The 11,816-nt window shown below is 68.1% G+C and carries 8 protein-coding genes; 2 read left to right on the forward strand and 6 right to left on the reverse strand.

The window, feature by feature from the left end:
• Positions 1-19 precede the first annotated feature (19 nt).
• From rnr to ACQY8M_RS23105, 4 genes are read right to left on the reverse strand one after another with little or no spacing between them, the layout of a single operon-like run.
• Entirely contained in the window at positions 20-2,284 is a 2,265-nt protein-coding gene (rnr, locus tag ACQY8M_RS23090; RefSeq protein WP_428660251.1) for a ribonuclease R, read from the reverse strand.
• Positions 2,277-4,967 carry a type I DNA topoisomerase gene (gene topA, locus ACQY8M_RS23095; RefSeq protein ID WP_428660253.1) on the reverse strand — a complete coding sequence of 897 codons (2,691 nt, stop codon included), beginning with the start codon at positions 4,965-4,967 and terminating at the stop codon, positions 2,277-2,279. Before topA ends, rnr begins: the two co-directional genes overlap by 8 nt.
• A gap of 52 nt (positions 4,968-5,019) precedes the next feature.
• Entirely contained in the window at positions 5,020-6,075 is a 1,056-nt protein-coding gene (gene dprA / locus ACQY8M_RS23100) for a DNA-processing protein DprA (protein WP_428660256.1), read from the reverse strand.
• Positions 6,076-6,117: 42 nt separating this feature from the next.
• Complete coding sequence (locus tag ACQY8M_RS23105; protein WP_428660259.1) at positions 6,118-7,299, reverse strand: MFS transporter; 1,182 nt, start codon at positions 7,297-7,299, stop codon at positions 6,118-6,120.
• Between the two features lie 74 nt (positions 7,300-7,373).
• On the opposite strand from ACQY8M_RS23105, the gene ACQY8M_RS23110 reads away from it, so the two are divergent.
• Together ACQY8M_RS23110 and ACQY8M_RS23115 are read left to right on the forward strand one after the other, a co-directional pair.
• Complete coding sequence (locus ACQY8M_RS23110) at positions 7,374-8,390, forward strand: putative 2-aminoethylphosphonate ABC transporter substrate-binding protein (RefSeq protein ID WP_428660262.1); 1,017 nt, start codon at positions 7,374-7,376, stop codon at positions 8,388-8,390.
• Positions 8,391-8,517: 127 nt separating this feature from the next.
• A complete protein-coding gene (locus ACQY8M_RS23115) occupies positions 8,518-10,299 on the forward strand; it encodes an FAD-dependent oxidoreductase (protein ID WP_428660264.1) in 1,782 nt (593 codons plus the stop codon).
• Here the strand turns inward: ACQY8M_RS23115 and plsY are convergent.
• Together plsY and ACQY8M_RS23125 are read right to left on the reverse strand one after the other, a co-directional pair.
• Positions 10,283-10,894, reverse strand: coding sequence for a glycerol-3-phosphate 1-O-acyltransferase PlsY (gene plsY / locus ACQY8M_RS23120; protein WP_428660267.1), 612 nt, complete (start codon positions 10,892-10,894; stop codon positions 10,283-10,285). The two genes, ACQY8M_RS23115 and plsY, sit on opposite strands and share 17 nt — an antisense overlap.
• Before the next feature lie 13 nt (positions 10,895-10,907).
• Positions 10,908-11,774 carry a hypothetical protein gene (locus tag ACQY8M_RS23125; protein ID WP_428660269.1) on the reverse strand — a complete coding sequence of 289 codons (867 nt, stop codon included), beginning with the start codon at positions 11,772-11,774 and terminating at the stop codon, positions 10,908-10,910.
• Between the last annotated feature and the right edge of the window lie 42 nt (positions 11,775-11,816).

Here is an 11,816-nt window from a genome sequence, read left to right on the forward strand (position 1 = left end):
GCCAAGATGCGCGCCGCAGCTAGTTTCGTCGTCGCGACCGTTTGTCCCGAGAGGCTTTGCCGTGCGCGACCGGACGACGCGGCCCACGGCGTTCTGACACGCGATGGCTGCGCGACGGCACCTGGCGCTCGACGCGCTCGATCACCTCGATCAGGTCGAACAGCAGGCCGCCGGTCGCGGTGTCGGCCTGGTCGAGCTTCACCTTCAGGCGGTCGCCCAGCCCGTAGGTCTCGCCGGTGCGCTCGCCGACCAGCATCTGCCGGCCTTCGTCATGGCGGAAGAATTCCTGGCCGAGGCTGCGGATCGGGAGCAACCCGTCGGCGCCCGTGCCGTCGAGCGCCATGAACAGGCCGAAGCGGGTCACCGAAGTGACCCGGCCTGCGAAGGTCGCGCCGACATGGTCGGCCATGTAGGCCGCGACGTAACGGTCCATCGCCGAGCGCTCGGCGGCGACGGCGCGGCGCTCGCACATCGACAGATGCTCGCCAAATTCCTCGAAGCGGCTCTTGTCCTCCTGGGACAGGCCGCCGGCGCCGAGCCCGTAGGCCGAGATCAGCGCGCGATGGACGATCAGGTCGGGGAAGCGGCGGATCGGCGAGGTGAAGTGGGCGTAACGCGCCAGCGCCAGGCCGAAGTGGCCGAGATTGTTCGGGCTATACACGGCCTGGCTCTGGCTGCGCAGGATCGTCTCGTTGACCAGTCGCGCCGTCGGCTTGCCTTCGATCGCCTGCAGCACGCGGTTGAGGTCTCCCGGCCGCAGGCGTTGGCCGACCGGGACGGAGATGCCGAGGGTACCGAGGAACTCGCGCAGCGCTTCGAGCTTGGCGGCGTCGGGCTGGTCGTGGACACGATAGAGGCAGGGCATGTGGCGCTGCTCGAGGGCCTGCGCCGCAGCCACATTGGCCAGCACCATGAACTCCTCGATGAGCTTGTGACTGTCGAGCCGTTCGCGCACGCCGATCTCGGCGATGCGCCCGTCGTCGCCCAGCCTGACCAGGCGCTCGGGCAGGTCGAGGTCGAGCGCGCCGCGCTTCTCGCGCGCCGCCAGGAGAGTGGCGAAGGCGCCGTAGAGCGGCTTGACGACACTGTCCATCAGCAGTGCGAGCTCGTCGTCCGGCGCGCCGTCCCTGGCCTTCTGCAGGCGGTTGTAGGTGAGGCGCGCCGCCGAATGCATCATGGCGCGGTGGAACCGGTGCTTCTTCAGCGCGCCGTCCGCGTCGATCCACATCTCGGCGACCAGCACCGGCCGGTCCTGGCGCGGCAGCAGCGAGCACCAGTTGTTCGACAGGGCCTCGGGCAGCATCGGCACGACCCGGTCGGGGAAATAGACAGAGGTGCCGCGGCGGTAAGCGGCTCGATCGAGCGGTTTGTCGTGCCGCACGTACCAGGCAACGTCGGCGATCGCGACCAGCAGGCGCCAGCCGCCCGGATGGTCGGGGTCGGGTTCGGCGAAGACCGCGTCGTCGAAGTCGCGCGCATCCTCGCCGTCGATCGTGACCAGCGGCAGCTTGCGCAGGTCGAGCCGGTCGCCCATCGTCGCCGCCCGTGCGTCCTCGGCTTCCCGCAGTGCGGCCTCGGGGAATTCGACGGGGATGTCGTTGGCGGCGATCGAGATCAGGGAAACCGTGCGCGGGTCGCTCATCGGCCCGACCCGTTCGATCACCTTGGCGCGGCGCGACAGCTCGCTGCCGGCCTCCTCGACCCAGACGATATCGCCAGGCCGTGCGCCGTTCTTGTCGGCGGGGCGGACGTCGAATTCGCGGCGCAGCTTGCGGTCGGTCGGCGTCACGGTGCCGAGGCCGTTGCGGCCGTCGGGCTCCTCGTAGAGGCCGAGGATCTTCTTCGGGCCGCTGCCGAGGCGCCGGATGATGCGGGCCTGATAGGTGTCCTTGCCGCGCCGCTTCAGCGAGGCGAGAACCCGGTCGCCCACGGCGGGGGCGGTGGCGCCGCGCGAGCCGTGCGGATCGATCTCGATCCGCGGCGCAGGGCCGTCTTTCTCTTCATCGTGGCGACGCGGCATGGCCAGCAGGTGGCCGTCCTCGTCAACCTTCACGATCTCCAATACGCTAATGTCAGTCAGTGCTTTCGGATCCTTGAATGTCTTGGCGCGGTCCGCGGCGATATCGCCCTCGTCCCGCAGGTCGCGCAGGAGCTGCTTGAGCTCGATACGCTGGTCGCCCTTCAGCCCGTAGGCGCGCGCGATCTCGCGCTTGCCCACCGGCGTGGCGCTCTCCTTGATGAAGGCCAGCAGTTCGTCGCGGGTCGGGACTCGGCCTTTAGCCATCGGTCCCGGTGCGCGGCGGAGCGTCGGCCTTCGCCTTGCGCTTGGGCGCGGCCTTCTTTTTCTTGGCAGTCTTTGCGACCTTGGGCGTGTCGCCGGCGTCGTTGGCCGCGGTCGGCGGCGTCTTCTTGGCGCGGACGGCCTTGGGCTTTTTGCCGCCACCCTTGGCTGCCCGTTCGGCCAGCAGGGAGACGGCCTGCTCGACCGTCAGCTCCTCGGGCTTGAGGTCGTTCGGCACGGTGGCGTTGATGCCGCCGTGCTTCACGTACATGCCGTAGCGGCCCTCGTAGAGCTCGATCGGGGCCTCGTCGCCAGGATGAGCGCCGATCACGCGGAGCGGCTTTGCGGCGGCGCGGCCGCGGCCGACGGCCTTGGCTTCGGCAAGCAGTGCCACGGCACGGTTCATGCCAATGTCGAGCACGCTCTCGTCGGCGGGAATCGTCTTGTATTTGGCGCCGTGCCTCACATAGGGCCCGAAGCGGCCGACCCCGGCCAGCACCGGTTCCTTGTCCTCGGGATGCGGCCCCAGCTCGCGTGGCAGCGAAAGGATGGCAAGCGCCTTCTCGAGGGTCAGCTCGTCCGGCGTCATGCCCTTGAGCAGGGAGGCTCGTTTCGGCTTCTCCTTGCCTTCGGGCTCGCCGAGCTGGACGTACAGGCCGTACGGCCCGTTGCGCAGGGTGACGACCTTGCCGGTGGCAGGATCGGTGCCGAGGATCTTCGGGCCGTCGAGATTGGCGCCGGTCTGTGCATCCTTCTCCGGATCGACGATGCCCAGCTTGCGGGTGAACTTGCACTCGGGATAGTTCGAGCATCCGATGAAGGCGCCGAACTTGCCGAGCTTCAGCCCGAGCCGGCCGTTGGCGCAGGACGGGCAGTCGCGCGGGCTCTTGCCTCCGTTGTCGTTGGCCGGGAAGAAATGGGGGCCGAGCTCCTCGTCGAGCTTGTCGAGCACTTCCTTGACGCGCAGGTCCTTGGTTTCGCCGACGGCAACCGAGAATGCCTGCCAGAAATCGCGCAGCACTTGCCGCCAGTCCATCTTGCCGTCGGAAATCTCGTCCAGCTCTTCCTCGAGATGGGCGGTGAAGTTGTATTCGACGTAGCGCGGGAAGTAGGTCTGCAGGAAAGCCGTCACGATGCGGCCGCGGTCTTCGGGAATGAAGCGCTTGCGGTCGAGCCTCACATAGTTACGGCGCTGCAGGACTTCAATGATGCTGGCATAGGTGGAGGGCCGGCCGATGCCGAGTTCCTCGAGCTTCTTGACCAGGCTCGCCTCGGAATAGCGTGGCGGCGGTTCTGTGAAATGCTGCTCGGCGACGACCTCTCGGCGGTCGAGAGCCTCGTTCTCAGCCACGTCGGGCAGGATGGTCGCGGCCTCGTCTTCCTCGCTCTTCTCGTCGCGCCCTTCGTCGTACAGCGTCAGGAAGCCGTTGAAGCGCACGACCGAGCCGGTGGCGCGCAGCTGCACGGTCTTGTCGGCGCTGGCGATGTCGACCGTAACCTGGTCGAGCACGGCGCTTTCCATCTGGCTCGCCACGGTGCGTTTCCAGATCAGCTCGTAGAGGCCCAACTGATCCTTGTCCAGATAGGCGGCCACGTCCTGCGGCGCGCGGAACAGATCGGTCGGGCGGATCGCCTCGTGCGCCTCCTGGGCGTTCTTGGCCTTTGAGGTATAGACCCGCGGCGCCTGCGGCAGGTAGCTCGGGCCGTACCGGGTCTCGATCAGGCGGCGGGTCTGGCCGATCGCCTCGGGGGCGAGCTGCACGCCGTCGGTACGCATGTAGGTGATCAGGCCGACCGTCTCGCCGCCGATGTCGACGCCCTCGTAGAGGCGCTGGGCGATGCGCATGGCGGTGGCGGCACCGAGGCCGAGCTTGCGCGAGGCCTCCTGCTGCAGGGTCGAGGTGATGAAAGGCGGCGGCGGATTGCGCCGCACCTGGCGGCGATCGATCGCGGAAACGGCGAAGGCGCGGCGCTCGATCTCGCGCTTGGCCTGCTCGGCCCGCTCCTGGGTGTCGAGGTCGAACTTGTCGAGCTTGCGGCCGTCGAGATGGGTGAGGCGGGCCTTGAGCGTCTGGTGCTTGGCAGTGCCGAAGAGGGCGTCGACCGTCCAGTACTCGCGGCTCTTGAAGACCTCGATCTCGGCCTCGCGCTCGCAGATCAGGCGCAGCGCAACCGATTGCACGCGGCCGGCCGAGCGGCTGCCCGGCAGCTTGCGCCACAGCACGGGGGAAAGGGTGAAGCCGACCAGGTAGTCGAGGGCGCGGCGGGCGAGATAGGCGTCGATCAGCGGCTGGTCGAGGTTGCGCGGATGGGCGACCGCGTCGAGCACCGACTGCTTGGTGATGGCGTTGAAGGTGACCCGCTTGACGTCGACGTCCTGCAGCGCCTTCTTGCGCGCCAGGATGTCGAGCACGTGCCAGGAGATCGCTTCGCCCTCGCGATCCGGATCGGTCGCGAGGTAAAGCTTGCTGCCCTTGGTGACGGCCTTGGCGATGGCATCGATGCGCTTCTGGGACGACGAGTCGACTTCCCAGTCCATGGCGAAGTCCTCGTCGGGACGGACCGAACCGTCCTTGGCCGGCAGATCGCGGACATGACCGTACGACGCCAGCACGGTGAAGCCGGGCCCGAGATATTTGCCGATAGTCTTGGCCTTGGCAGGCGACTCGACGACCAATACGTCCATCGTCGAAACATGCTCCAGTAATTACTTTAAGAACCGGAGCTAAATCACTGATCTAAATTAGTGATACGCGATTACCCCGGTGCCTTTCCAAGCGGCCTTCCAGCTCGAGGGCCAGCAGGACCTCCGCTACGGTGGCGGCGGACACTTGGCACCGGCGTACCAGTTCGTCAACCGCAGTGGGTACGGCACCCAACGCCGCGAGCACTGTTGCAGCCTCTGTGTGGTGCGAAATTTGCACTGGTTTCTCAACGGCTTGAGACCGGGACTGCGGCTTTCCGAACACACCGATAATATCGTTGGCGTCGCGTATCAGAATAGCCCCATCGCGGATAAGGGAATTGGATCCCCCATACCGCGGATCCATCGGCGAGCCGGGCACGACGAACACTTCCCGGCCCTGTTCGAGGGCGCGTTCGGCGGTGATCAGGGAGCCCGAGCGCTCCGCCGCCTCGATCACGATCACCCCGGCCGACAGGCCGCTGACGATGCGGTTGCGGCGCGGGAAGGAGCGGGCGATCGGGGGCGCGCCGAACGGCGTCTCGGCCAGCAGCAGCCCGCGATCGGCGATGGCGCGATGCAGCGCCTCGTTCTGCAGCGGGTACACCTGGTCGATACCGCCGGCGAGGACGGCGATCGTGCCGGTATCCAGGGCCGCTTCGTGGGCTGCGGCATCGATGCCGCGCGCGAGGCCCGAGGCGATGGCAAAGCCGGCCCGGCCGAGGCTGGCAGCCAGGTCTGCAGCGAAATGCCGGCCGGCCAGGGACGCCTCGCGCGCGCCGACGATTGCCAGGGTTGGGCGGGCCGGCAACCCAAGGTCGCCGATCGCCGACAGCACGGGCGGCGCATCGGGCAGCGCTGCCAGCGCGGCCGGGTACTCGGCATCGCCCATGACCAGGAAGCGTCCACCAAGTTTCGCGAGCGCCTGCTCCTCGCGGGCGATCTCGCTTTCGGGAACGACCGTCAGGTCGCGGCAGGCCCGCCGGGCCGAGCCGAAATGCTGCAGCGCTTCATGGAATTTGACCGGCCCGATGCGCGGGCTGCGGGCCAGCCGAAGTCGCGCGCGGCGCTCGGCGGGATCGGCTTCTGATGTATATGGTCCATCGAACATGCCGACGACCCTAAGTCGACAAGAACTATCTGTAAAACAACTTCAAGTAGAAATCTTGATGCGCCGATTGGCCAGCGCGCCGGCTGCGCCAGCGAGACCGAGCAGGGCGGCGAGCGGTCCAAATCCCTCGAAACCGACGGTGCTGATGAGCAGTGCGCCGAGCGCCGCGGCACCGACCCAGCCGACGGAGGCCGACGTGCCGTTGAGACCGAGCACCGTGCCGCGCACATCGTCCGGCACATTGGCCAGCGAGGCCATGTAGGACGGCCGGCCGAGCGCATTCATGAAAGTGAAGACGAAGCCCAGGGCGACGCTGATCGCCGGTGCGGGATGCCACATGAACAGCCCGAGAGCCGCGACGCCCGACAACGCCATCGCCATCGCGAAGGTGAGCATGCGGTCGCGGAACCGGTCAGCGACCTGTCCGCCCAGCACCGTGCCGGCGATGTTGCCCAGGGCGAAGATGCAGAGAGGAAGCGCCGTCGCGGCCAGCGACAGGCCGTAGACGGCCTGGAGGAAAGTCGCGAAGTAGACGGTCGCCAGCCCGTAGCAGATCCGTTCGGCGACGCCGATTCCGAGCAGCCCGAGCACCCGCCGGGACAGGGCCGAGCGCATCGACGGCCGGCGTGCTGCAAGACCGGCCGTGCCGGTGCCGCGCCCCGCGGTGATGAACAGGCCGACCGCGCCAGCCAGTGCCAGGCCCCCGACGCAGACGTTCCAGCCGCGCCAGCCGATCAGCGAGCCGATCCAGGCGGCCAGCGGCACGCCGACCACCAGGGTGAGCGACTGGCCGGTCATCACCCAGCCGAGCGCCCGACCGCGCTGGCGATCCTCGACCCGCGACGAGACCTCGGCGAAGACGACGCCGGTGAAGGTACCGGCGCAGCCGCCGGCGACCGTCGCCCACACGGCGACCCAGAGGAAGTTGCCGGCCATCGCCTGGCCGCACATCGCCAGTGCCAGGGCGAGCAGCCCGCCGACCAGCAGCACCCGCCGGCCGACGCGGTCCGATGCCCAGCCGCCGAAGGCCGAGGTGAATCCCCATGCCGTCGCCGTCATCGACACGAGGTTGGCGACCAGCGGCATGCTGACGCCGAGATCGTGCGCCATCTCGAGAAGGAAGGGCGCACGCGTGGTGCCGCTCGAGGTGGCGGCGAAGGAGCCGAGGCAGGCAGCGCCGATCAAGGCCCAGGGCAGCGCACGGGAAGCGGTTGTCGTTGTCATCGAAGGGGGGCGGACCCTACCGGCGGCTCCCCCGGTGAGCAATGTCGGCTCGCGTATATATGGTATGACGCGCCATGAAATCCTGGCTCGTCGCGGCCGTGCTCCTGCTTGCCGCCGTCTCCGCTTCCGCGCAGCAACGGACCCGCCTGCTGGTCTATTCGACGCTCGAGGTCGCGAACATCGGCGACTTCAAGAAGGCGTTCGAGGCGGAGAACCCCGACATCGAGATCGTCTGGCTGCGCGATTCGACCGGCGTCCTCACCGCCAAGATCCTCGCCGAGCAGAACGCGCAGCGCGGCGATGCGATCTGGGGACTGGCCGTCACCTCGACCATGCTGCTCAAGGAACGCGGCCTGCTCGAGCCCTATGCGCCCCGGAACCTTACCGCGCTGAAGCCCAGCTTTCGCGATCCGGCCGATCCTCCGTCATACGTCGGCATGGAGGGCTGGGTCGCCGCGGTGTGCTTCAACACCGTCGAAGGCGGAAAGCTCGGCCTGCCCAAGCCGCAATCCTGGTTCGACCTGCACGACCCGAGGTTCAAGGGCAAGATCACCATGCCCCATCCGGCCTCGTCGGGGACCGGCTACTTCCACGTCTCGGCGTGGATCCAGACCTTCGGCGAGGAGAAGGCCTGGGCGTTCATGGACAGGCTGCATGAGAACATCGCCATGTATGTCCATTCCGGCGCGCAGCCCTGTCGCATGACGGCGGCCGGCGAATTCCCGGTCGGCATCTCCGCCGAGATCTCCGCCGCCGAGGTGCGCCACAAGGGGGCACCGGTCGAAGGGCTGTTGATGAAGGAGGGCGGCGGCTGGGAGATGGACACGGCCGCGATCCTCAAGGGCACCCGGAATCCCGAGGCCGCCCGCCGGCTGATGGACTTCGCCGCCTCGCGCAAGGCCAACGAGCTCTACGCCACCTTCGTCAGCCAGGTCGCGATGCCGGGCATTGCCAGCAACATTCCCGATTATCCGTCCGGCGTAGCCGAATCGATGATCAAGAACGACTTCGCCTGGGCCTCGGCCAACCGCGCGCGCATCCTGGCCGAGTGGGCCCGCCGGTACGAAGGCAAGACGGTGAAGAAGAACTGATTCGGGCGCCGCCGCTCGTCCTGCGGCGGCTGCCGGTCGTCCCACGAAGCGTGCCGGTCGTCACATTCTCCAGCAGAATCAAGGGCCTGACGATTAGAAGCAGGGCCGTCCCACGACGGAGCAAGCCATGCTGAGACGCACCCTGATCAAATTCGCCGGAGGCCTCCCGCTGATGTCCATCCCCGCCCATGCCCAGCCGTCCCACAGGGTCAGGCCCGGCGATGCCGGCTGGCCTTCGGCCTCCCAATGGAAAGACCTGGACGCCAAGCTCGGCGGCCGCCTGGTCGAGGTCCGCTCGCCGATCGAAGCCTGCCGAGAGGCGCCCGACAGCGCCGAGTGCGCTGCCGTCTTCCGCACGCTGAAGAACCCGTGGGCGATCGGCGACTCCGTCGCGCTGACCCAGACCAGCGGTTGGGCCGATGCCTGGGCGTCGACGCCCAGCGTCTACGCCGTTGCGGCGCGCGACGCCGCCGACGTCGTGGCGGCGGTCAATTTCGCCCGGACCCACCGCCTGCGGTTGGCGGTGAAGGGCGGCGGCCACAGCTACCAGGGCACGTCGAACGCGCCTGACTCGCTGCTGGTCTGGACGCGGCCGATGGATCGCATCGAGCTGCATGACGCCTTCGTGGCCCAGGGCTCGAACGATGCCCCGCAGCCGGCCGTGTCGCTCGGCGCCGGCGTGGTCTGGGGCAATGCCTATGCCGCGGTCGGCAAGGCAGGCCGATATGTGCAGGGCGGCGGCTGCCTGACCGTCGGCGTCGCCGGGTTGATCCAGAGCGGCGGCTTCGGCAGCTTCTCCAAGCGTTACGGCCTGGCCGCCGCGAGCTTGCTCGAAGCCGAGGTGGTGACCGCCGACGGCGCCGTGAGGATCGCCAATGCCCGTTCCAACCCCGAGCTGTTCTGGGGCCTCAAGGGCGGCGGGGGCGGCAGCCTCGGCGTGATCACGCGGGTCACACTCAAGACGCACGACCTGCCGCCGCTGTTCGGAGCGGCCTTCGGCGCGGTCAAGGCGAACTCGGACGCGGCGTTCAAGCGGCTGATCGAGCGCTTCGTGACCTTCTATCGCGAAAGCCTGTTCAACCCGACCTGGGGCGAGACGGTGTCGTTCCGTCCGGACAACGTGCTGGAATTCAGCATGGTGTTTCAGGGTTTGGACCAGGCGCGCGCCGCCGCGACGTGGAAGCCGTTCTTTGCCTGGATCCAGGAGCAGGGCGCCGACTACGCGATCGTGCAGCCCCCACTTTTCATCCATGTTCCCGCGGGTTCTCTGTGGGATGCCGCATTCCTCAAACAGAATGCACCACAAATGGTGCTGTCCGACGAACGTCCCGGCGCCTCTGCCACCAACATCTTCTGGAGCACCAATCTGCACGAGGCCGGCTGGTTCCTGCATGGCTACGAGTCGACCTGGCTGCCCGAGGCGCTGCTCGCCGACGACCAGCGCGGGAGCCTGACCGACGCGCTGTTCGACAGCACGCGGCGGCGACGCATGACCTTGCACTTCAACAAGGGATTGGCCGGCGCGCCACCCGCTGCGCTCGCCGCCGCCCGCGACACCGCGACCAACCCGGTGGTGACCGAGGCCTTCGCACTCGCCATCAGCGCCGCCGAGGGGCTGCCGGCCTTCGCCGGTGTGGCCGGTCACGAACCCGATCTCGCCCGCGCCCGGCGCGATGCCGGGAACGTGGCCGCAGCGATGGCGGCGTTACGCAAGATCGTGCCGAACCCCGGCGCCTATGTCTCGGAGTCGAACTACTTCGAGGCCGACTGGCAGAAGGCGTTCTGGGGAAGGAACTACGCGCGGCTGCGCGCGGCGAAGGATAAATATGATCCGGAAGGCCTGTTCTTCGTCCACCACGGCGTCGGCAGCGAGGACTGGAGCCCCGACGGCTTCACGCGGCTGCGCTAGGCGACCGTTGGCCGATCTTGGTTTCCGTGCCCTTGAGCAACCGGTCGATGTTCTGGTGGTGGCGCACCCAGACGAGGAGCGCCACCACCGTCACCGCCAGGGCGCCGTTCCAGGGCAGGAAAAACCACGACGCCAGCGCGCCGATCAGGATGCTGAACAGCGAGGCCAGCGAGGAGTAGCGAAACGCCGCCGCGATCGCCAGCCATGCGGCGCAAATGATCACGCCGGCCGGCCAGCTCAGGCCGAGAGTCACGCCGATCGCCGTGGCCATGCCCTTGCCGCCCTTGAACTTCAGCCACACCGGGAAATTATGGCCAACGACGGCGCCGACCGCGGCGGCTGCCGCGCACGGCGGGCCGATCAGCCCGCAGGCGATCACGGCGACGAAGCCCTTCAGCGCATCGAGCAGCAGGGTCGCTGCAGCCAGCGTCTTGTTGCCGGTGCGCAGCACGTTGGTGGCGCCGATATTGCCCGAGCCCTGCTTGCGGATGTCGCCCAGCCCAGCGGCGCTGGTAAGCACCAGGCCGAAGGGAATCGAGCCCAGCAGATAGCCGACGACGAACGGCACCGCGAGAAAGTAGAGATACCACGTCATCGGGACGGCGATCCTACGGGCTCATGACGCGGCAGTTGGTGCTGTCGACGAAAGTGGTGGTCGGCGGGCCAATCAGCTCGGTCGAGACCTGCTCGCCCGCCGCCATCAGCACGGGGCCGAGATAGGCCTCGCCGACCGAGCGGCCAGCATTGAGGAAGTTGCACCGGACCTGGGTGTCGAGACTGCGCGCAGTGTTCGAGGTCACGGTGACGGTGACCTGCCAGTAACGCGATTCGCCGTAGGTCAGGTTGGACGCCGCGAGCGTCACCAGCGGCACCTGCTGATTGTAGTTCGGCACCGGCCGCGGACCGGTGCGGCGCAGCGGCGGCTGCGGTCGTGGCATCGAAGCGTCCGCCGGCCGGTAGCTGCCCGCGGAGTCGCGCGGGTTGAAGGCGCGGTCGGGGTCGCTCGACGGCGGCCCGAGCGGCGTCGGGGCACCCTGAGCACCGCCGAGCGTTGCCGTGCCACCGCCGGGCACCGCGAGCGGTGGCGGGGTGAGCGGGGTGGGACTGCCAAGCTGGCTGCCGCCTGTATAGGACGACGGCGGTGGGTCGAGCGGGGTGGGATTGCCGACCTGGCTGCCGCCGGTATAGGCCGGCGGTGGTGGATTTGCAGGTTGCAGCGGCGGCAGCGAAGGCTGTGACGGCATGGTGCCGAGTGGAGTCGGGGTTCGTGCGGGCGCAGGCGCCTGCACGTCGCCGACCTTGTTCTGCACCTTGTCGTAGCAGGCGAGGCGCTGGGCGCTGTCGCTTATCTCGGCGCAGATCTGGACGTGCCGGGTCATCGCATCCAGCAGATCGTCGCGCGACTGCTGGGCGTCGGCCACGCCGGCGACGGTGACGAGGGCGGCGGCAAGATAGAGGGGGTGGCGAGCTGTCATCCCTGGAGAATAACAGACCAGGTGGCCGTTTCGAGGCAATCA

Origin of the sequence: Reyranella sp. (genome assembly GCF_965279465.1) — a bacterium.
Classification (GTDB): domain Bacteria; phylum Pseudomonadota; class Alphaproteobacteria; order Reyranellales; family Reyranellaceae; genus Reyranella.

Excerpts from the sequence above, each read along its gene's own strand:
- topA (WP_428660253.1), bottom strand. The coding sequence starts at position 4,967 with ATGGACGTATTGGTCGTCGAGTCGCCTGCCAAGGCCAAGACTATCGGC.
- dprA (WP_428660256.1), bottom strand. The coding sequence starts at position 6,075 with ATGTTCGATGGACCATATACATCAGAAGCCGATCCCGCCGAGCGCCGC.
- ACQY8M_RS23105 (WP_428660259.1), bottom strand. The coding sequence starts at position 7,299 with ATGACAACGACAACCGCTTCCCGTGCGCTGCCCTGGGCCTTGATCGGC.
- ACQY8M_RS23115 (WP_428660264.1), top strand. The coding sequence starts at position 8,518 with ATGCTGAGACGCACCCTGATCAAATTCGCCGGAGGCCTCCCGCTGATG.
- plsY (WP_428660267.1), bottom strand. The coding sequence starts at position 10,894 with ATGACGTGGTATCTCTACTTTCTCGCGGTGCCGTTCGTCGTCGGCTAT.
- rnr (WP_428660251.1), bottom strand. The coding sequence starts at position 2,284 with ATGGCTAAAGGCCGAGTCCCGACCCGCGACGAACTGCTGGCCTTCATC.
- ACQY8M_RS23110 (WP_428660262.1), top strand. The coding sequence starts at position 7,374 with ATGAAATCCTGGCTCGTCGCGGCCGTGCTCCTGCTTGCCGCCGTCTCC.
- ACQY8M_RS23125 (WP_428660269.1), bottom strand. The coding sequence starts at position 11,774 with ATGACAGCTCGCCACCCCCTCTATCTTGCCGCCGCCCTCGTCACCGTC.